Raw genomic sequence first — 20,797 nt, 5'->3', positions numbered from 1 at the left:
TGTCATCGAACCCCACTTGCTCAGGAGTGCCCCGGGTTGCTCGGGCGTCCGCCTGACGTGGTGCTCCGGACGCTAACGACGAGGACTTGCGCCGTGCCAAAGCCGCTCCGCCCCGCCAGGACGAGTGCACCCCGCCAAAGCAAGTGCGGGAGGACCTGTTGGGGTCCTCCCGCATCCCGAACTCACCTCGCCGCAGTCGTCAGTCGGCCGGCTTCCCGCCCACCGCGGCGACCGCGGGCGCGGGTTCCTCCCTCGCCGCTGCCGCGTCCGGCGTGCCGGTCGCGTCCGCCACGGGCGCAGGGCGTTCCGAACCGCCCTCGCTGATGCCGAACCGCGCGTGCAGTCGGCGCAGCGGCCCGGGTGCCCACCAGGTCGCCCGGCCGGTGAGCGCCAGCACCGCGGGCACGAGGAGTGTGCGGATCACCATCGCGTCCATGAGGATCGCCAGGGCGACCCCCAGTCCGAGCATCTTCGTGTTGGTGATCCGGGACGTGCCGATGGCCACCATGACGACGGAGAGGACGAGCGCGGCGGCGGTGATGACGCCCCCGGTGCTGCGGATGCCCTCCACCACGGCGACCTTGTGGTCGAGCACGCGCTCGTGTTCCTCCTTGATCCGGGACAGCAGGAAGACCCCGTAGTCCATGGAGAGCCCGAAGGCGAGGCAGAACATCAGCACAGGCAGCGCCGTCTCGATGCTGCCGGTCGGGGTGAAGCCCAGCAGCCCCGACAGGTTCCCGTCCTGGAAGACCCACACCACGGCCCCCAGCATCGCGGTCAGGCTGAGCGCGTTGAGCAGCACCGCCTGGACCGGCACCAGCACACTGCCGGTGAGCAGGAACACCAGCACCAGCGTGGCGAGCACGATGATGCCGAGGGCCCACGGCATGCCTCGTCCGATGGCCGCCTGGCTGTCGATCATGGCCGCGGTCGTACCGGAGGTGTACGTGGGGAACGCCGCGTCCACCGCCCGTACGTCCCGTACCAGGTCCTTGCCCTCGTCGGAGACCGCCTCCGCGGCGGGCACCACCGTGAGGTACGAGGCGGCGCCGGAGGTGCGGCCGGACTGCGCGGGCCCGGCGGCCTTGCCCCCGGTGTAGGGACCCGTCGGGGCATCCACCCGCAGCACCCCGGGAAGCCGGGACAACTCCTCGGCGTAGCTGCCGAGTTCAGCGGGGGACGCCTGTTTGGCGACGACCTCGATCACTCCGGTGGGGTTGCCCTGGAAGCCGTCCTTGATGTGCTGCTGCACCACCCGGGGCGCGGCCGACGCGGGGAGCTGCCGGTAGTCGGCGGTGCCGAAGTCGACGTTCAGGAAGGGCGCGCCGAGCAGCAGCAGGCATGCGAGGGTGCCGGTGGCCACCAGAGGCGCGCGCCGCATCACCCACCGCGCCAGCCGGGCCCAGCCCGCCCCGGCCTCGGTGGGCCGACGCTGCTCGCGGGAACGGCGGCGGAACAGCTTGCGGACGTCCAGCGCGTCGATCCGGCGGCCCAGGACGGCGAGCAGCGCGGGCAGGACGACCAGGGCCGACACGGCCGCCAGGACCACCACGCTGATCCCCGCGTACGCGAGGGAGCGCAGGAAGTACAGCGGGAAGACCAGCATCGCGGCGAGCGAGACGGCGACCGTGGCGGCCGAGAACAGCACGGTCCGCCCCGCGGTGTTGAGGGTGACAGCGAGCGCGCCGGGCATGTCCCGGCCGTGTCCGAGCTCCTCCCGGTAGCGGCGCACGATCAGCAGCGCGTAGTCGATGGCGAGGCCGAGGCCCAGTGCGGTCGTGAGGTTGGTGGCGAAGACGGAGACGTCGGTGAAGGACGTCAGGACGCGCAGCACCGCGTTGGTGCCGAGGATCGCGATGATGCCGATGCCCAGCGGGAGCAGGGCGGCGACGGCGCTGCCGAACACGATCATGAGGATGATCAGCGTGATCGGCAGCGCGATGGCCTCGGCGCGCAGCAGGTCTTCGCTGATGAGGGTCTGCTGCTCGTGCTGGACGGCGACGCTGCCCCCGATCCGGACGGTGAGGTCGCCCTGCCGTCCGTCGAAGTGCCCGGCGATCCGCTCCTCCAGCGTGCGCTCGGCCTCCGGTTCGTCCCCGGTGAGCCGGGCCACCACCAGGGCCTCACGGCCGTCCTCGGAGCGCAGCGCCGGTGCCCCGGTGTCCCAGTAGGAGGTGACCCCGGTGATGCCCTTCTCGTCGGCGAGGCGGGCGGCGAGTTCCCTTCCCTGACGTGCTGTCTCGGCGTCGTCGACCCCGCTGCCGGCCCGGGCCAGCAGGACGAGGTTGGGGCGGGCGCCGGGGAACTCCCGCTCCAGGATGTCCGCGGCGTACGAGGACTCGGAGGCGGGGTCGACGACGCCGCCGCTGCCGCCGCTGCGCAGCCGGTCGGCCACCCCGCTGCCCAGGACGACGGCCCCGGCCAGGAGGATCACGGTGAGGACGAGCAGCAGCCTGGCCCGGGACCCGGTCAGCCGGGCGAGGGCGGTGAACAGGCCGCGGGGCGGGGCCGTTTCGGGCGGCGGGGCGTCATGGGCAACGGGTGACATGGGAGGGCTCCCGGGAGGTCTGAGCTGGTGAGGTGCGTACGGAGCCGTACGCGGCGAGCCCGCAGGCAGGGCCATATGTGGCGTAGATACAGGGCCGTGTGTACGGAGCACCGTGTGCGGAGCCGCGCACGCGGACTCCGGTCGAGGCGCCGACGCGCCGTCAGCGGCGACGCAGGTGGAACTGGCCCGGCGTGGCGGAGGGGACGCCGGTCAGGATCTCCCGGAGCCCGCCGCTGAGCGCGTAGTCGCCGTACGGGGTCACGGCGATGGTCGTGGGGTCCTCGGTGGGCCAGGACTGGTCGTCCACCGTGCGCGCGGTACGCCACTTGTCGGTGGACCGCAGCACCACGACGGCGTCCCTGCCCGCGCGTCCACCGGACAGCGACAGGTCGTTCACCGCGGCGACCAGCGAGCCGTCCGGGCGCAGCGCGAGACCGTCGAGGGAGATCGGCGCACGGTCGAGGCGGACCTCGCTGACCACCGGCCGCGCCGACCGGGGACGGTCGATGCGGAAGATCCGGCCGCCGTCGTACTTGCCCATGAGGAGGAAGCCCGCGGGGTGGTGGACGATCCCGTTCGGCCCCGTGTCGGAGGTGACGAAGCGGTCGTCCTGGATCACCTGGATCACCTGGCCGTCGCGGCTCACCACGCTGACCGTGTCGACCCCGGTGTCGGTGACGTAGATGGTGCCGTCCTCGTCGACGGTGACGTCGTTGGCGCGCGGCTCCGGCTGACCGGCGGACAGGTCGACCAGGTGCTGTACGGCACCGGTGGCCAGGTCGAAGACACCGACCCCCGACACCGGGGGCCGCGAGGGGTCCACCATGCCGAGCAGCCGGAAGAAGTAGTCGGTGTAGGCGGCCAGCACCCGGTTACGGGCGGCGTCCACCGTGATGCCGAGCACCGAGACCTGGGCGAACGGGGCGACCAGCGAAGTCACCGAACCGTCCGCCCTGACCACCGAGATCGTGCCCTGCGCGCTCGACCCGACGAGGAACGCCTTCCTCCGCGGATCCCAGGCGACGCCCTCCGGGTACAGGCCCGGGGCGGTGACGGAGAGGGTGCGCGGCAGCGGGCAGCCTGCGGACCGGGGCACCGCGAACGCCGGCAGGGGGGTGGCGGCGAGTGTGCCACTCACGGCACCCGCGGCGGCGAGTCTGAGCAGAGTACGGCGGGAGGCCGGAACTGGCGCGTCCAATGTGTGCTCCTTCAGGCGGTGGTTACGACCCTGCGGTGGCAAGGCCGGAGTTCGCTGATCGGCTGGCCGCATAGAGCACGGCAGAAGGGCCGAGCAGCCGCCCGGCGCCGACGGGCGAAACCACCGAGCCAGGCTGCCTGACGGCCTGGAAGAGCGTCCCAACACGCGCTGAAGAACGGCTGAAACGGTGCTGTGGTTGGGGAACACCGTCCTGGGCGGGAGCGGGAGCGGCCGAAGAGTGAGCCCGCGTGAGGGCGTGGGGGCGTGCGGCGGCTCAATCCCACCTTGTCGCCGGGCATCCGGGGGTGAAACATGAGCGGACCCAGATTGACGCAGGCATGACATAACGGAGGACTCCATGAGCCGTACTCCCGCCCCCCGCGCACGACTGATCGCCGTAGCATCCGGGCTGCTGGCCGCCACCGCGCTGACCGCACCGGCCGCCACGGCCGACGACTCGGACGCGGTCAGACCCACCGCAACGCAGCTCACCGCGGCGCACACCGCTCTGGCGCGCGCGGATGTCGCGGGCAGCGCGTGGTACACCGACGAGGCGACGGGCACCGTGGTGGTCACCGTGGACAGCACGGTCGACGCCGGCGAACTCACCGCACTCACCAAAGCGGCGACGACACCGGCCGGGGCGCCCGAGATCAACCGCACCACCGGCAGGATCACCAAGCACATCGCCGGAGGCGAGTACATCCTGCTGCCCGGCGGTGGCCGGTGTCTGATCGCCTTCAACGTGCAGGACAGCGCGGGCGTCAAATACGCCCTGACCGCGGGCCACTGCACGAACACGGGCGACGTCACCAGCCTCGGCACCACTGTCGGCGCCAGCTTCCCGGTCAACGACTACGCCCTCATCCGCTACACGGACCCGAGCATCGCCGAGGGCTCCGTCTACCTCCAGAACGGCACCTACCAGGACATCACCACCGCGGGCAGCCCCTCCGTCGGACAGCAGATCACCAGCAGCACCCCCACGACGGGCGTGCAGCGCGGCACGGTCACCGGCCTGAACGCCACGGTCAACTACGGCGCGGACGGGATCGTCTACGGCCTGATCCAGAGCAACATGTGCTCCGAGCCCGGCTCCAGCGGCGGCCCGGTCTTCTCGGGCACGAAGGCCATGGGCCTGATCTCCGGCGGCAGCGGCAATTGCAGCACGGGCGGCACGACCTTCGCCCAGCCCGTGACCGAGCCCCTCTCCGCCTACGGCGTATTCGTCTACTGATGCCACGGGCGGGCGCGGCGTGGGAGCCCGGTACGTGTCCCAGCGGGTCGCGAACGCGCCGAAGGCGGAGGACATCGATCCGGGGATGGTCCGCCGGGTAAGCGAGCGACGGACACCGCCGCGGGCCCGGCGCGCCGAGCGCCGGTGCACCGCGCCAGTGCCCACTCCTGCGCCGCGCCCTGCCTTCAGCAGATCCTGCCCGGAGCGGCGGCAGTGGCCCTGAGCAGGTCCCGCACCAAGCCGAAGTCGATACTCCCCGCTTCGCGGAACCGCAGACAGCCCTTGCCCATGTCCTTCTCGGCCAGCCGCTCCTCGAACGCCTCCCGGACATCGCTCCGCATGAGATAGAAGGAGACGTACTGCTTCTGACTCGCGAAAGCGATCTCGGCGGCGCCGTCCCGCTCGTACGCGGGCATGCCGTACGCCATGGCCTCGTGGAACCCCTTGAGCTCCAGCCGGCACAACTGCCGCAGCCTGACCAGGGCATCCCGGCGGTCCTCCGGCACCTCGGCCAGATACCCGTCGACATCTTCCGCACTGCTCCGCACCATGCGGGTCAGCCTAGCCTCGGGCTTTCGTCATCAGGTGAGCTGAACGCCGCCGTCGACGTCGACCACGGATCCGGTGGCGTAGCCGTTGGACATCAGGAACACCGCGGTCGAGGCGATGTCCTCGGGCAGGCCGACGCGTCCGACGGGCACACTGGCGATGTACTGGCCCAGCAGGCGCGACCGCACATCCTCCGGGACATCGTCGAAGGCGGGGGTCTCGACCAGGCCGGGGGCGATGACGTTGACCCGCACCGGGGCCAGGTCGACGGCGTTGGCCTTGCCGAAGGCCTCCAGAGAGGCATTGATCGCGGCCATCGTGGGGCGCCCGGGTCCGTGCTTGCGGCTCGCGATGCCTCCGATCAGGACGATCGAGCCGTCCTTCGCGATGCGGTCGGCCGCGGCCCGCACCCCGTTGTAGGCGCCCCAGAACTTGGTGTCGAAGAACGCCCGGGCGCCGTCGGCGTCCAGTTCCCGCACGGTGCCCAGCGCGGTGACACCCGCTGATATCGACAGGTGGTCGAAGGCGCCGACACGTTCGAGCAGAGACTCGATCGAAGCCGCGGAGGTGATGTCGACCTGCTCGGTCGCTATGCCGGCGGGCATGGTGCTCGCGTGTCGCTCAGGGTTGCGGCTGGCCGCGGTGACCCGGGCCCCGGCGGCCAGGGCGCGCTCGGCGATGGCGAGGCCGATGCCGGAAGTGCCGCCAACGACGACCACGTGCTTGTCGGCCAGGGGGCTGCCGATACTCATGAGCGATGTCCTGTTCTCGGGTGGGCAATCATCCGGGGCGGAGGGTAGTTGCCGGCACCTGCGGATCGGTTTAGCCGGGTCATGCCAAGGGAGGACGCCGGGACACAGCCTGGGGCCTGTGATTGCAGGGGAAGTTGGGATTCACGGGATCCGAGCAACGCGCTGCCGACGCGGAGATCCGGCATACCACGCTCGTCGAGCCCTCGTACGCGGGCCTGGATCCCCATGCTCGCCCTGACCGGCGAAACCCGGAGCAGTGGAACCCGGCGCCCACCCGGGACGACACCCGGGCCCCACCGTTGGATGCCGGAAAGCCCGCTTCCAGGTGTGTGACGGGTCGCCCGAGCCTGCGGGCGAACGCTTCCAAGATCAGCGGTCGCATCTCATCGCGAGGCACACTGCCGCTCAGCCACTGATGGACGGAAGGCGCGCGGTATCAAGCGCCGGATGCGCCGCGTATCCCGTGCTCGAGGACACCGCCTACCGGTCCAGCAGATCGAACAACTCGTGCCACCGCCGCAGGATCTCCGCCTCCGAGTACCGCTGGACGTTGGCCCTCGCCCGGTCCCCCAGTGTGTCCCGCAGTCGGCGGTTTCCCGTCAGCCGGAGCAGGCGGTCCGCCAGGGCGTCCGTCGCGCCCGGTGGGGCCAGGAGGCCGTCCTCGCCGTCGCGGATGATCTCCCGGACGCCCGGCGCGCAGTCGAACGCCGCGCACGGTACGCCGCTGGCCATGGCCTCCATCAGGGCCAGCGGGAACCCTTCCCCCCGCGAGGACTGGACGAAGACCGAGCTGGCGGCCAGCGCGCCCGCCACGTCGTCGGTGCGGCCCATCCAGTCGACCGAGTCGTCCAGGCCCAGCTCGGTGCATTGCTCCTTCAGGGCGGTGGCGTCCTGGCCGGCGCCGTAGATGCGGAGTCTCCAGTCGGGGCGTTCGTCGGCCACCAGGGACCAGGTCTCCAGGAGCAGGTCGATGCCCTTCTGGTCGTCCAGGCGGCCGATGCTGGCGACGGTCTTCTCGGTGCGCGGGGAAGGCAGCGGGGGCAGTGCGCCGAGCGCGTTGGGCATGGCGCCGACGTTGTCGAAGCCCTCGGCGATCCAGGCGTCCGCGTCCTCCTGGGTGAGGGTGAGCCAGCGGTCCACCAGCGGATAGCTGTTCTTGATCCAGCGGAAGCGGTGGCAGCGCTTGCTGTACTCGTACGACTCGTGGCTCATCCCGATCAGCCGCAGCCCTCTGGTGTCGGCCTCCAGCACCCACTCCATCGGCCACACCTGGGTGACGATCACCAGCGCGCCGGGGCCGGCCGCCCGGAAGATCTCCGAGAGACGGGCGACGGCGCGCCGCTTGTCGGCGACCCTGGCCCGTTCGCGGCGCCGGGCGGCGAGGTTGACGTGGTCCAGTGGGGTGCGCGGGCGCCAGGGGGTCGGCGGGTGGGCGGGGTAGAGGGCGGTCACCCGATAGGGCGGCTGCTCGGGGAGGGTGAGTTTCAGCTCCGCCTCGTGGATGCCGACGACCTGGACGCGGTGGCCGTGGTCGCCGAAGAGGTGGGCCATGTGGTGGGTCCAGGCGGTGACGCCGCCGAGGACATCGGTGGCGTTTGCGAGGAGGATCAGGTCGCGGGGCGGGGCCTGGAGAGAAGTGGTGGTCTCGGTCACCGGCGGGGCCTTCCTGCGAAGAGCACGTTCACGGCGGTACGCGCGGCCTGGCCGCTCTCGTAGCCGCCGAACTTCTCGGCGAAGCGGGCACGGTCGGCCCGGTGCGCTGCGTCCGACTGCTTCAACTCGGCCATGGCGAGCAGCAGTTCGTCCTGCGTCTCGACCACCGGGCCGGGGGCCTCGGCGCGCAGGTCGAAGTAGCTGCCGCGCTCCGCCACGTACGCGTCGAGGTCCGGCGTGAAGAAGACCATCGGCCGGTCCAGCAGTGCGTAGTCGAACATGATCGAGGAGTAGTCCGTGATCAACGCGTCGGCGAGGCAGAGCAGTTCGCTGACGTCGTGGTGGCCGGAGACGTCGATCACCGTGCCGGGCGGGCAGACGGGCAGGACGGCGGACTCCAGATAGTGGGCGCGTACGAGAAGGACGTACTCGTCGCCGAACCGCTCCGCGAACCGTCGTACGTCGAGCGGCAGTCGTGTCGTCCGGCCCTTCTTCGGCATCCCCCGGAAGGTCGGCGCGTACAGCACCACCTTGCGGTGGTCGGGAATCCCGAGGTCGGCCGCGACCGCCGGGCGCGGGAAGCGCCCCTGGCTCTCGTCGGTCGCGCGGGCGCGCACGAGCCGGTCGTTGCGCGGATAGCCGCAGGCCACCAGGGATTCGGCGGGTTGCCGGTAGTCGCGTGCCAGAGTCACGACGTCGTGCTCGGACCGTACGAGGAAGTGGTCGAACCGGGCGAGCGCCGCGCTCAACTTGTCGCGCTCGGCGGCGTTCTGCGCCTTGATCCGGCTCTCGGCGAAGCCCATGCGCTTGTACGCGGAGCCGTGCCACGTCTGGAGGTACGTGGTGCCGCGGGGCTTCTTCAGGTCGAGCGGGAAGCCCTGGTTGTCGACCCAGAACTGGGCGCGCGCGAGGCTCCACAGATAGCGCCAGGACAGCCGCCTGACCAGCCGCGCGCCGGCCGGGAAGCCGTCGGTGGACGTCGCGTACGACCAGGTACAGCGCACCCCGTGCAGACCCTGCGCGAGCAGTTCCTCGTGGATGGCGCGCGGGCTGTCGCCGTAGCACTTTCCCATGTGGCTCTCGAAGACCACCGCGCCCTTGCGGACGGGGAGCCGGACCAGCAGCCGGTTGTAGACACGCGTCTTGACGGAGCGGGCGGAGAGCCGGTCGAAGCGTCTGCGTACCGCCTTGACCAGCCTCTTCGCCTTGCGGGCCGGACGGAAGTGGGTGAGGTAGTGGACGGCCGCGGCGGCGAGCCTGCCGGGGCGGCGCCGCGCCTGAAGTTGCAGTGCGAGGTGGTGTTTCACCGTGACGTACGGCTTCCAGGTGTCGCCGAACAGCCGGCCCCGGCGCGGGCGCGCCCGGAAGAGACCCGCGGCCTCGGCCCGGTCCCGCTCCAGGAAGAGCGGGCCGGTGGTGGTGCCGGTGGGTGTGTGAAGGGCGAAGCGGGGGTCGCACACACGGTCCCACGCGCCGCCGACGCGCAGCAGCGAGCCGATCTCGACGGACGCGCGCCAGCGCACGGAGTCGGAGTCGGAGTCGGCGCCGGCATCGGTGTTGGTGTCGGTCTCGCGCCACACCTCGTCCACGGGCGTACGGAAGACGAGCCGCCCCTCACTGCCGCGCGCGAGGAACTCCAGGGTGGCGGTCAACGGAGCTTCGGAAGGCAGCAGTTGGAACGGCGCGGGGAGCCGGCCTTCGAGGACGAGCCATTCACCCTCCTGTCCGCAGTGGGTGAGGTGGTTCAGCAACGGGGTGTCGGCGAGCGGCTGGTACTGGTGGCCCAGCTCCGTGACGTCCAGCGCCGCGCGTTCCCCCGGATCGTCCGGCGGCGCCGCGCGCCAGTAGACGCGGCCGTCGTGCTCGGCCAGCGCCGAGGCGACGGTGCCCGGCCTGCCGAGCGCGTACCCCGCGGCCAGTACGCCGTCGGCGTCGCCGTCCGCGAGGAGTTGGAGGCAGACCCGTTCCAGGGGCGGCAGGTCGAGCCGTAGGTCAGGGTCCGTGCGGGCGGCGGGCAGCGCGGCGACCAGGGCGGCGGCGTGGGCGCGCTCGGCCGCGTCCAGCTTGGGGAACTGCCGGGCGAGCGGCACGAGTTGGTCAGCGAGGAACGCCCGGTCGCGCGCCTCGCGCAGCGCCGTACGGCTCTGGAACAAGGGCAGTTCGGCGACCCGTACGTGCGCGGCGAGCTGTCCCGCCAGGGTGCCGGCCGGGTCGTCGGGTGCCCGCCCGCTGACGATCAGGTTCGGGACGAGGGCGATCCGGCGTGCGGCGGCGGCCACTTCGGCGCCGAACAGGATCTCGCCGCGGTCCAGATCCTCGGCGTAGCGCAGCCCGGTCCGCTCCAGGAGGGCGGCACGCACACAGAATCCGGTCACCAGGGCGTCGGCGACGACGAGTTCGGGGGCGTCGGCCGGATCGTCGACGGTGCGGGAGCGTGCGTACAGCCCGCTCTCGACGAGCCGGGCCGGGGTCTGCTCCTTGGCGCGGCGGCCCGCGCGCCGGGTCCACCGGCCGGCGGCGAGTTCGGCACCGGAGCGTTCGGCGGCCTCCCACAGATTGCGGCACGCGTCCCGCTGGAGACGTTCGCCTTCGCCGAGCACGGTGACGTACCGGCCTCGCGCCTGGTCCAGGCCGTGGTTGCGGAGGACGCCGGTGGTGGGCATCTCGGCGCCCGACGTGACGATCCTGACACGCCCCGGGTCCAGCGCGGCGAGTTCGTCGGCCACGGCGCGTACGTCCTCGGCGGCCGATTCGGTGTCGTCGTCCGCATCGTTGGTACGCAGGGGTGTGACGGTCAGGCCGAGCACCACCACCGCCTCGACCCCGCGCATGGTCTGCGCGACGACCGACTCGACGGACCTGCGCAGCGCCTGCGGGTCCGGTCCCCCGGTGACGACACAGCTCATCTCGACCGCGCTCATGCGCCGGCCCCCACGGGCATCAGGTCCGCGACACGGCCGGCGGCGGTGCCGTCGTCCAGGTCGCAGAATGTCTCCCGGAATCGGTCGTACGCGGCGCTGGGCACCCAGGACCCCGGCCTCGGCGCCGCCCGCAGCGCCGCCACCAGCGCGGCGGTGTCGGCGACGACCGGGCCGGGCGCCGCGGACTCGAAGTCGAAGTAGAAGCCGCGCAGCGTGTCCCGGTAGTGCTCCAGGTCGTACGCGTGGAAGTACATCGGCCGGCCCGTCTGCGCGAAGTCGAACATCAGCGACGAGTAGTCGGTGACGAGGGCGTCGCTGATCAGCATCAGCTCGGCGACGTCCGGGTAGCGGGACACGTCCCGCGCGAAGCCGGCCGCGCCGGGGACCGTGCCGCCGACCAGGTAGTGGCGGCGGACGAGCAGGACATGGTCGTCCGCCAGTCCGTCGGCGGCCTGCTCCAGGTCGAGTTGGAGGTCGAGTCCGTACCGGCCGCCCTTCTTGGGCTGGTCCTCGCGCCAGGTCGGCGCGTACAGGATCACGCGCTTGTCCTCGGGAATCCCGAGGTGTTCGCGTACGGCGTCGGCGACCTTGCCCCGGTCCGGGGCGTGCAGCAGGTCGTTGCGCGGATAGCCGGACTCCAGGACGGTGCCCTCGTAGCCGAACGCGCGGCGCATGATCGGTGTGGAGAAGCTGTTGGGCGAGACGAGCACGCTCCACTGCGCGGCCCGGCCCGGCAGGGACGCGATGTACGCCTCGTCGGCGTGGGCGCTGCCCGTGAGGTCGCGGCCGATGCGCTTGAGCGGGGTGCCGTGCCAGGTCTGGACGACGTACTGGCCGTCCGCCCGCTCGAACCACTCAGGCAGGTGTGTGTTGCTGACGACGCATCGGCTGCGGGCCAGCGCCTCGTACCAGTCGGCGCTGTGGAGTTCGACGGCGCGGACGCCGCGCGGCAGTGACACCTGCCGGTCGCGCACCACCCACAGATGCTCCACGGGGGCCCGCCTGCACACCAGTTCCTCGTACACGGCGCGCGGCGAGTCGGAGAACTGCCTGCCGTCGAAGCTGCTGTAGAGCACGGCGTCGCGCAGCGGCCCGGCCGCGCGGGTGTCGGCGTAGACGCGGCGCAGTCGCTGTTGCCGGTAGGCGCCGCGGTCCTGCTCCGGGAGTACGGATCCGGAGTGCAGCTGGAGCATGTCCTGGTGGTGCCGGTCGAGCGTGAACTCGCGTCCGTCCAGGCTCCGTACGAGCGGCAGTGTCTGGTGCCGCGAGGGCTGGAGCCGTAGGGCGGTGTAGCGCTCCGGGTCGGTCTCACCCGGCTCGCGGACGTACAACAGCCAGCGGCCTTCGGCGAGTTGGCGGATGCCGTGCAGGCCTTCGACGGCGGCGGGCAGCAGGGTCGTACGGAACCGGCCGCCTTGGAGCGTGTCGATCGGGAAGACGTTCTCCTCGCGGTGGCCGGTGTGCTGCAACACCAACTCGGCTGCCCGGAGAGCGGGTTGGCTGCCCCGGCGGCCCTGGCTGCCCTGGTAGCCCTGGTAGCCCTGGTAGCCCTGGTAGCCCTGGTAGCCCTGGTAGCCCTCCAGGATCAGCTCGCCGTCCGCCGTCCAGTCGACCGCGTCGACCACCGGCCGCTCGGTCTGGTCGCTGAGGACCAGATCGCCCGCCGCGTTGGCGGTGACGTACACCTCGCGGCCGTCGCCCACACCGTAGTGTCCGGGCCTGACCTCACCACGGGCCGCCACGGCGAAGCGGCTGCCGTTGGCCCGTACGAGATGGACGCCCCACGGCACGGCGGACCGACGGTGCGCCGTGGCATCGCCGAAGACGGCCAGCGGGACGTCGGCACTGAACGCGCCGTCCACGAGCCGCAGCGGGACCTCGTGGACATCCTTCGTGTACCAGTTCTGCACGGCCAGCGCGCTCGGCGGGCCGGCCGTGGAACCGCCGGTGGCGTGGAGCAGACCCTCGATCCGTACGGCGCCATCCTCGGCCAAGTGGCCGGTGAGCAGGGCGTGTACGGGCTCGACGCGCAGTTCGAGCTTGTTGCCGGAGAGCGTGGGAACGACGCGCGCGGTGTCGTCCACGTAGTGCACGGCGGGCACGGCCGGTGCCGCGGCCGAACCCGTCAGCCGCAACGGCGCCCGCCGCAGCCGTCCCGCCCCGAACACTCCCATCTCCAACTTCCAGACGGCGCGCGGCGAGTTGGGGCCGCTCCCCTTCACCAGTCGGCGCGGGTCCACCACGGTCTCGAACCCGGCCCAGTCGTACATGTGCAGGCCCTGCTTGGACTCGTACGTCGCCGCCGGGATCCGTACGGTGCGCGTCCGCAGCGGCAGCACCCGCCGCTTTCCGGCGCGCAGCCAGGCCGCCTTGACGGACTTGCGGCGCGCGTCGGCCGGCACGTTGCGTACGTACGCGTAGCCCTTGAGGTGCAGTCGCCCGTCGCGCCATACGGCCTCGGTGAGATGCGAGGTCACCGGCAGTTCCTTGGGCTTGAGGGTGACGACGGTCCGGGGCAGACCGCCGGTGAGCACCGGGTACTCGGCGCGGGACCTGCGCAGTCCACGGACACCGAAGGCGCCGGGGTCGGCCTTCTCGTGGGCCAGCAGGGCGAGGAGTTCGGGCATTCGGCGCTCGCGGATCAGATGCCACTTGACGCGCAGATGCAGCGGCAGGGCGTCGAAGACACCACGGTCGACCGTCGCGGCGAAGGTGTTGGCGTGGTCGAGGAACGCGGCGTGGTAGTCGGCGTCGCCGTCGGGCAGCGCCTCGATGAACAGCCAGAGATCGCCGGAGAGGACGTGCTGGTGGTAACGGCTCCTGGCGTCGCCCCAGTCGATGTCGCTGTCACCACCCGCGCGACGCCGCTCGGCGAGGAAGTCGCTGACCGACGTCACGGCCGTGACCCGGTCCCGGATCCCCTTCGGTACGGCGCGCCTCGCGGTGATCGAGCCGTGTCTGGTCCGCCAGTGGTAGACGGGGCCGGACAGCACGTCCACGCCGCCCGCCAGGAAGTACGCGGGTAGTACGACGGCGATGTCCTCGTACAGCACCCCGGACGGAAAGGTGAAGGAGTGCCGGTCCCAGAAGGACTTCCGGAAGACCTTGTTGCAGGCGATCCGGTCCCCGAGCAGCACCCAGTCGCGGGTGATCCGGGTCCCGGAGCGCTCCGTCGCCATCGGCTTGCGGAACATCGGCGCCTGCGTGAGGGTCCCGCCGGGACCGAGCCTGAGCACATTGCCGGTCGCGAAGTCGGAGCCCGACGCGTCGAGCGCCGCGAGCATCCGCTCGTACGCGTCCTCCGGAACGACGTCGTCGCTGTCGACGAAGGTGAGGAACTGCCCCCGCGCGTACCGGACTCCGGTATTGCGCGCCGCGCCGAGCCCGGCGTTCTCCTGCTCGACCAGCCGGAACCGTTCGTCCCGTTCGGCGAACCGTCTCGCGATCCGTGCGCTCCCGTCCGTTGAACCGTCGTTCACCATGACGATCTCGGAGTCGGCCAGGGTCTGTCCGGCCAGTGAGCGTAGGCAGTCGTCGAGATAGTCCTCCACGTTGTAGATGGGCACGACGACGGTGAGACGGGGGGGCATGCGCGGTGCACGGTCCTTCCGGACGTTCCGAACGGCGGTGGATTCAGGGCTTGACCGCGATCCGGCCCTCGTCCATGCGCAGCATGAGCAGCCGTTCGCCGGTCTTCTCCAGGAACTCGTCCACGGCCTGGCGGGAGCCCTGCCAGTAGCCGTAGTCGTCGATGAGCAGCACACCGCCGCTCACCAACCGGGGGTAGAGAAACTCCAGTTCATGCTTGGTGGAGGCGTACCAGTCGGTGTCCAGGCGCAGGATGGAGATCTGCTCCGGCGCCTGCTGCGGCACGGTGTCCTCGACCATGCCCTGCACGTAGTGCACCCGCTCGCCGGGGTACGGCACCTGCTCGAAGCCCGCCTGTACGTCCTCCAGCGAGGCGATCGCCCAGATCGGCCGGTCCTTGCCCTGCGCCGCGAGCAGCTGCTCGGCGGACTTGCCGTCGCGCCGCAGGTCCTCGGCGGTGGGCGGCGGCATGCCCTCGAAGGTGTCGAAGAGGTGCAGGCCACGGTCGGTCTCGCCGAGCGAGAGCAGGGTCTTGGCGCAGGCCTGCATCGAGCCGCCGCGCCAGACTCCGCACTCGACGATGTCACCGGGGATGTTGTGCCGTACGACATGGCGGGTGGCGAGGATGAAGGCGTTCAGCCGTTCCGGGGAGGTCATCGTGTACGGCTTGACCGCGCGGATGATCTCCTTCGCCTCGTCGTCGTAGTCGGCGGGGAGCGCCGCCGGCTTCGGTTTCGGCTTGGGCTTGGGTGTCGGCTCCGCGGCCCGCGGTTCCGGCGCCGCTACGGCCGGGGGCTCCGGCGTCGCCGACCGCGGGGCGGGGATCGGGATCCGCCTCAGCTGATATCCGGTGAGCTTTTCGAGTACGCCGTTCACTGCGCTTCGCCATGCCATGCCGACGGACGGTACGCGGAGAACTCCACCGATGTCATCTTTCGTCAACTCCTGCTGTTTTATGCCTCTTTCGTGTGCATCTCAGCTGTTACGGGCTGCGCGGGTACGGGCTGCGTCTCCGGGGAGGGAGCAGGTACGACGGGGGCAGCGGGCGCGGCCGGCGCCGCTGGGGTCCCCCGCCCGCACCGGTCGCGCCCCGCGACCGGCTCCGGCAGCGGAATGCCGTCGACGCCGCCGACACGGTTGGCGTAACGGACGGTCAGTTCACGTACCGCGTACTCCCACAGCCGCCGCCTCGGCCGGCGCGGCCTGCGGAACACGCCGACCGAGTCGCCCCAGTAGGCGCGCTTGCCGTCGATGGCGGCGTAGTCGAAGCGGATGCCCCGCATCGGCGGGAAGTCCGTGTAGGCCTCGGCCAGTTCGAGCCCGGTGAAGGCGGCCATGGCGCGGAATCCGTCGGGGTAGTACCGCCAGCAGTCCTGCGCGTCGTGCACATGGCCGCGCGAGGGCGCGGTGACGAACGCCAGGCCGCCGGGCCGCAGGACGCGGGCGATCTCCATCATCGACGCCCAGAAGAACGGGATGTGCTCGAACGCCTGGCCCGAGATCACGAAGTCGGCACTCCGGGACCGTACGGGAATGCGGTACGGCCTGCGCATCACGATGTCGACGTTCGGGCCGTCGAGCACGTCGACGCCGATGTACTCGACATCGCGCCCGTCGAGCAGACCGCGGTGGGTGAGGGACTGCTTGGGCGAGATGCGTGAGCCGAGGTCGACCACCCGGTGGCGGCCGGACGCGGGCATGTACTCCTTGACGCAGAGCTCCATCTGCTCGTACGCGGACCTGTGCACGGTGACTCACTTTCCATCCGGCTCGTTGGGTGCGGCGCTCCCCCGACGCCGGTGACGTCTCCCGGCGTTCGAGGACATCAACGCCCGTACGGCCGTATGGTCACGTGCGCGAGCCCGTGCCCGGCGGGTCAGGTCGCCGTGACGCCCGCCGGGTCGCCCCGCTCCGGGTCCTCGTCGGAGGCGGGTTCCCCCAGGGGGAGCGGCGCGGCGGTGGTCGCCTCCGCCGGAGCCGCCAACAGCCCCCGGTAGACGCCGTCGAGGACATCGGCCTGCGCCTCCCAGGTCCACTCCTCCAGCAGGCCGGGGCGCTCGTACGCCCGGCGGTAGGCGGCGGGATCGTCCAGCACGGCGCGCACCGCCCGTACGAAGTCGGCCGTGTCCTCCGCGCGGAACACCTCGCCCTGCCCGGTCTCGCGCACCTTCTCCGCCATGGTGCGCACGTCGCTGACGACGATGGGCAGCCGGGCGTGCGCGTACTCCATGAACTTGGTGATCAGGGCGAGTTCATGGTTCGGCCAGTGGTGGATCGGGATGACGCCGATGTCGGCGGCGGCCAGGAAGGGCACGATCTGCCAGTGTGGGACGTACGGCAGCGGGTGCACGCGGTCGGCGACCCCGAGGTCGGCCGCGTGGTCGAGCACCTTGCGCACGACCCACCCCTCGGGCGCGGGGACGACCAGCGCCGCGTGCGCGCCCGGCAGTTGGGGCAGCGACTCGATGAGTGTGGCGAGCCCGCGCTGCGGGGCGAGGGCGCCGCTGTAGACGAGCAGCGGTGTGGCGTCGTCGATCCCGCACAACTCCCGTAGATCCGGGACGGGTTCGTGCGCGCGGTCGGCCGGCGGGCCGCCGTCCGGGGCATTGAGGACGACGGCGGGCAGCCGGGGCAACCGGTGCTCCTTGTGCAGCAGTTCGGCCAGCGTCCGGGAGACGGTGACCACGGCGTCCGCGTACCGCCCGTACTCCCGCTCGTGCGCGACATGGGCGGGCAGCCAACGCCGGTAGCCGGCCCGGGGTTTGATGCCCGGCAGATACTCGTGCGCGTCCCAGACCAGCTTCACGCTCCGGCCCCTGCCCCGCGCCCGGTGCACGGCACGGGCGCCGACGCCGATCATCCGGAAGTCGTTGGCGTGGATGAGATCGGGTTCGAGGGCGTCGACGACGGGGCCGAAGGCGAACTCGTAGTCCCACAGGTACGGTTCGAGCCTGCGCCAGCAGCGGTCGCCGAGCAGGGCGCGCCACATGGCCGTACGGAGCCGCTCGGGCAGCGAGTCCGGGTTGCGTCTGCCCTCCACCAGGGCGAGTTGGCGGTGCCGGAAGCCGACCCAGCGGGCCAGGACGCGGGCCGCCGTACGCCTGATCAGGAACCGCCGGCCCTCGACGGACCTGCGGGCCAGCAGATCGGCGCGCCAGGCCTTGACCCACTGTTTGCGGTGGTGGGCGATGCCGCCGCGCCGGTAGGCGAAGAGACGGGGCAGGACGACTCTTCGGTAGTCCCTGCGGCGTTTGGCGAGGGTCATCACGACCGGGACCAGCCGGACTTCGGCGTCGCCGATGGTCCAGCGGTGCCGGTCACGGTCCGGGGACTGGCCGAGCAGCACCACGTCCCAGCCGGCGTCGGCCATGGAGCGGGCGGCCTTCTGCACACGGGAGTCGCCGTTGACGGCGTTGTCGACGAGCATGACGACCCGGCCCCGGCCGCGCCCCTGGGCGGCGCCCGCGGGCGCCTGTCCCCGGTGCCGCCGGGGATCTGGTGTGGAAGCGACACTCATGGGGCCCGTCCTTCGGCTCGTCTCCGCGCACGTCTCCGTGCACGTCTTCGCGGAGGGACCTGCCCTGGCCCACCCCACCGGGCAACGAAGGTTCATCCACCAGGGCTACGGAGGCCGGGTCCATGTCACCCGTTCGGCGGCTCGCGCGACGAGTGAACGCCCACCGGGTGGGAGTGGCGCTCAGGCCGTGCGGTCGCGGGTCAGCGCGGTGACCGCCGTGGCGGCGAGGTCGTCGAGATAGCCGGCGGGCAGGTCGCCGCGTACGACGACCAGACGCCAGTAGAGCGGGCCCGCGATGAGGTCGAGCGCCCGGTCGGGGTCGGTGCCCTCGGGCAGTTCGCCGCGGGCGACCGCCTCGCGTACGACGACGGCCGCGATGCCCTGCTCCTTGTCCAGCAGGGCCGACTTGATCGCCTCGGAGATCTCCGGGTGCCGGGCCGCCTCCACGAGCAGGTCGGGGATGACGCGGGAGGCCAGCGGGTGGCGCAGGGCGTGCGAGGCCACTTCGAGCAGGGCGCGTACGTCTCCGTACAGCGAACCGGTCGCGGGGACGGGCAGCCCCTGGGCGGCGACGGCGGAGACCAGGTCGAGCACCAGCGCCAGTTTCGACTTCCAGCGCCGGTAGACGGCGGTCTTGCCGACACCGGCGCGGCGGGCGATGCCCTCGATGGACATCCGCGCGAAGCCGACGGCGGCCAGTTCCTCGAAGACGGCGGAGCGGATGGCGTCGGTCACGTCCTCACGGAGCACGGCGGCTCCCGCTGGGGCGCGGCGTGAGAGGCGGGGGTCCGTGGGCATGGCGACGAGCATAGCGTCATGCACGTCACGACGAAACGGTTGCGTTGCGACGTCTTCTCGTTCTAACCTCGTCGTTACGACGAAACGGTCCCGTTCCGTCGCCGAGCCTCTGTTCGCCTCCGGTCGATGTCCCTCGTCGAAAGCGACCCACATGAGCCAGACGACCGCATCCCCCACCCGGCCGAAACACCTGCCGCAGGACCCTGACCTGGACCTGCGCGCCTTCGCCGCCCGGCACGGCCTGACCGAGAGCGGCGCCCGGCCCTCGCTCCCCGCGTATGTGCGCACCCTGCACAGGCGCCGCCACTTCGTCACCGCCTTCGCCACCGCCCGGCTCACCTCGCAGTACAGCCAGGCGAAGCTCGGCCAGCTCTGGCAGATCATGACGCCGCTGCTCAACGCGACGGTCTACTACTTCATCTTCGGCCTCCTGCTCAACACCAAGGACGGGGTGCCCGACTACGTACCGTTCCTGGTCACCGGCGTCTTCATCTGGACGTTCACCGCCGGCACCGTCACCGCCGGGACCCGCGCCGTCTCCGGCAACCTCGGGCTCGTCCGCGCCCTGCACTTCCCGCGCGCCTCGTTGCCGCTCGCCCTCGCCCTCCAGCAGGTGCAGCAGCTGCTCTTCTCCCTGGGCGCGCTGTCCGTGATCCTGGCGGTCTTCGGGCAGTACCCGAGGCCCGCCTGGCTGCTGGCCGTGCCCGCCCTCGCGCTCCAGACCGTGTTCAACACCGGACTCGCGATGATCTTCGCGAGGCTGACAGCGGCGACGCCCGACATCGCACAGCTGATGCCGTTCCTGCTGCGCACCTGGATGTACGCGTCCGGCGTGATGTGGAGCCTGGACAGGGTCTTCAAGGACGAGGACATACCGGGGCTGGTGCGGCTGGCGCTCGAATGCAATCCGGCGGCCGTCTACATCGACCTGATGCGCTTCGCGCTCATCGACAGCTTCACCGCCGGTCAACTCCCGCCCCACGTCTGGCTGGTCGCGACCGGCTGGGCGGTGCTCGTCGGGGTCGGCGGATTCCTGTTCTTCTGGCAGGCGGAGGAGAGGTACGGCCGTGGCTGAGACCAGCACTGAGACTGAGGCTCAGACCGGGACCGAGCGTGTTCCCACCGTTGTCGTGGACGGCGTTCACATCACCTACCAGGTGCACGGCACCAAGGGCGGCAAGGGCAGCGCCACCTCGGCGCTCAGCCGGATCGTCTCGCGCCGGCGGACCCCCGGAGCGCGCGAGGTGCACGCCGTACGGGGCGTGAGCTTCGTCGCGTACAAGGGCGAGGCCATCGGTCTCATCGGCTCCAACGGCTCGGGGAAGTCGACGCTGCTCAAGGCGGTCGCCGGGCTGCTGCCGCCGAGCCAGGGCAAGGTCTACACACGGGGCCAGCCCTCGCTCCTCGGTGTGAACGCGGCGCTGATGAGCGATCTGACCGGCGAGCGGAACGTGATACTCGGCGGGCTCGCGATGGGCATGACACGCGCGCAGGTCAAGAGCCGTTACGCCGACATCGTCGAGTTCTCCGGGATCAACGAGAAGGGCGACTTCATCACGCTGCCCATGCGCACCTACTCCTCCGGCATGGGCGCGCGGCTCCGCTTCTCGATCGCGGCGGCCAGGACCCATGACGTACTGCTCATCGACGAGGCGCTGTCCACGGGTGACGCGCGCTTCCAGCAGCGCAGCAAGGAGCGCATCGCCGAGCTGCGCGAGGAGGCGGGCACGGTCTTCCTGGTCAGCCACAGCAACAGGACGATCACCGAGACCTGCGACCGGGCGATCTGGCTGGAGTCGGGGACGCTGCGGATGGACGGTCCGGCGGCGGAGGTCGTGGCGGCGTACGAGGAGTCCACCGGCGCTCCGAAGAAACGCGAACGCTGACGCCGCGGCGGGTCCTCAAATCGCCGGGGGGGGGGGGGCGGGGGCCCCCCCCCCCCCGGGGCCCCGGGCCCCCGGGGCCCGGGGCCCCCGCGCCCCCCCGCCCACCCGGGCGGCCCCCGCCACCCGCGCCACGCACGCCACGCGCCCGGC

Annotated in this window: 14 protein-coding genes; 3 read left to right on the top strand and 11 right to left on the bottom strand. The window is 71.5% G+C overall.

Annotated elements, in window-relative coordinates; genetic code table 11:
* Positions 1-199: 199 nt before the first annotated feature.
* Both ACIBLA_RS24650 and ACIBLA_RS24645 read right to left on the bottom strand, forming a co-directional pair.
* Positions 200-2,548 (bottom strand): MMPL family transporter, encoded by a 2,349-nt coding sequence (locus ACIBLA_RS24650; RefSeq protein WP_363243786.1) that lies wholly within the window; start codon positions 2,546-2,548, stop codon positions 200-202.
* A 160-nt stretch (positions 2,549-2,708) separates the two neighbouring features.
* Entirely contained in the window at positions 2,709-3,746 is a 1,038-nt protein-coding gene (locus ACIBLA_RS24645; protein WP_363243787.1) for an SMP-30/gluconolactonase/LRE family protein, read from the bottom strand.
* A 358-nt stretch (positions 3,747-4,104) separates the two neighbouring features.
* Between ACIBLA_RS24645 and ACIBLA_RS24640 the strand changes: the two genes are divergently transcribed.
* Positions 4,105-4,983, top strand: a complete 879-nt coding sequence (locus ACIBLA_RS24640) for a S1 family peptidase (RefSeq protein ID WP_399199891.1) — start codon at positions 4,105-4,107, stop codon at positions 4,981-4,983.
* A gap of 185 nt (positions 4,984-5,168) precedes the next feature.
* On the opposite strand, the gene ACIBLA_RS24635 is transcribed toward ACIBLA_RS24640, so the two are convergent.
* The 9 genes from ACIBLA_RS24635 to ACIBLA_RS24595 form a co-directional block, all read right to left on the bottom strand.
* A complete protein-coding gene (locus ACIBLA_RS24635) occupies positions 5,169-5,534 on the bottom strand; it encodes an iron chaperone (RefSeq protein ID WP_399199890.1) in 366 nt (121 codons plus the stop codon).
* 30 nt (positions 5,535-5,564) lie between these two features.
* Positions 5,565-6,284, bottom strand: coding sequence for an SDR family oxidoreductase (locus ACIBLA_RS24630; RefSeq protein WP_363243791.1), 720 nt, complete (start codon positions 6,282-6,284; stop codon positions 5,565-5,567).
* 480 nt (positions 6,285-6,764) lie between these two features.
* Positions 6,765-7,937, bottom strand: coding sequence for a glycosyltransferase (locus tag ACIBLA_RS24625; protein WP_399199889.1), 1,173 nt, complete (start codon positions 7,935-7,937; stop codon positions 6,765-6,767).
* Positions 7,934-10,858 carry a CDP-glycerol glycerophosphotransferase family protein gene (locus ACIBLA_RS24620; protein WP_399199888.1) on the bottom strand — a complete coding sequence of 975 codons (2,925 nt, stop codon included), beginning with the start codon at positions 10,856-10,858 and terminating at the stop codon, positions 7,934-7,936. Before ACIBLA_RS24620 ends, ACIBLA_RS24625 begins: the two co-directional genes overlap by 4 nt.
* Positions 10,855-14,448: a CDP-glycerol glycerophosphotransferase family protein gene (locus ACIBLA_RS24615; protein WP_399199887.1), complete on the bottom strand. Its 3,594-nt coding sequence runs from the start codon at positions 14,446-14,448 to the stop codon at positions 10,855-10,857. Before ACIBLA_RS24615 ends, ACIBLA_RS24620 begins: the two co-directional genes overlap by 4 nt.
* Positions 14,449-14,491: 43 nt before the next feature.
* A complete protein-coding gene (locus ACIBLA_RS24610) occupies positions 14,492-15,340 on the bottom strand; it encodes a TylF/MycF/NovP-related O-methyltransferase (RefSeq protein WP_399199886.1) in 849 nt (282 codons plus the stop codon).
* A gap of 59 nt (positions 15,341-15,399) precedes the next feature.
* Positions 15,400-16,194 carry a methyltransferase domain-containing protein gene (locus ACIBLA_RS24605; RefSeq protein ID WP_363243797.1) on the bottom strand — a complete coding sequence of 265 codons (795 nt, stop codon included), beginning with the start codon at positions 16,192-16,194 and terminating at the stop codon, positions 15,400-15,402.
* Positions 16,195-16,322: 128 nt separating this feature from the next.
* Entirely contained in the window at positions 16,323-17,963 is a 1,641-nt protein-coding gene (locus tag ACIBLA_RS24600; RefSeq protein ID WP_399199885.1) for a glycosyltransferase family 4 protein, read from the bottom strand.
* Between the two features lie 180 nt (positions 17,964-18,143).
* Positions 18,144-18,773, bottom strand: coding sequence for a TetR/AcrR family transcriptional regulator (locus ACIBLA_RS24595; protein ID WP_399199957.1), 630 nt, complete (start codon positions 18,771-18,773; stop codon positions 18,144-18,146).
* A gap of 139 nt (positions 18,774-18,912) precedes the next feature.
* Between ACIBLA_RS24595 and ACIBLA_RS24590 the strand changes: the two genes are divergently transcribed.
* On the top strand, positions 18,913-19,836 hold the full coding sequence (locus tag ACIBLA_RS24590; RefSeq protein ID WP_363243799.1) for an ABC transporter permease: 924 nt from the start codon (positions 18,913-18,915) through the stop codon (positions 19,834-19,836).
* On the top strand, positions 19,829-20,647 hold the full coding sequence (locus ACIBLA_RS24585; RefSeq protein ID WP_399199884.1) for an ABC transporter ATP-binding protein: 819 nt from the start codon (positions 19,829-19,831) through the stop codon (positions 20,645-20,647). Before ACIBLA_RS24590 ends, ACIBLA_RS24585 begins: the two co-directional genes overlap by 8 nt.
* Positions 20,648-20,797: the final 150 nt, after the last annotated feature.

It is taken from the genome of Streptomyces sp. NPDC050433 (genome assembly GCF_044458565.1).
Taxonomy (GTDB): Bacteria; Actinomycetota; Actinomycetes; order Streptomycetales; family Streptomycetaceae; genus Streptomyces.
The sequence above is the reverse complement of the archived record's forward strand: the minus strand, read 5'-3'. Positions and strand labels throughout refer to the sequence as shown.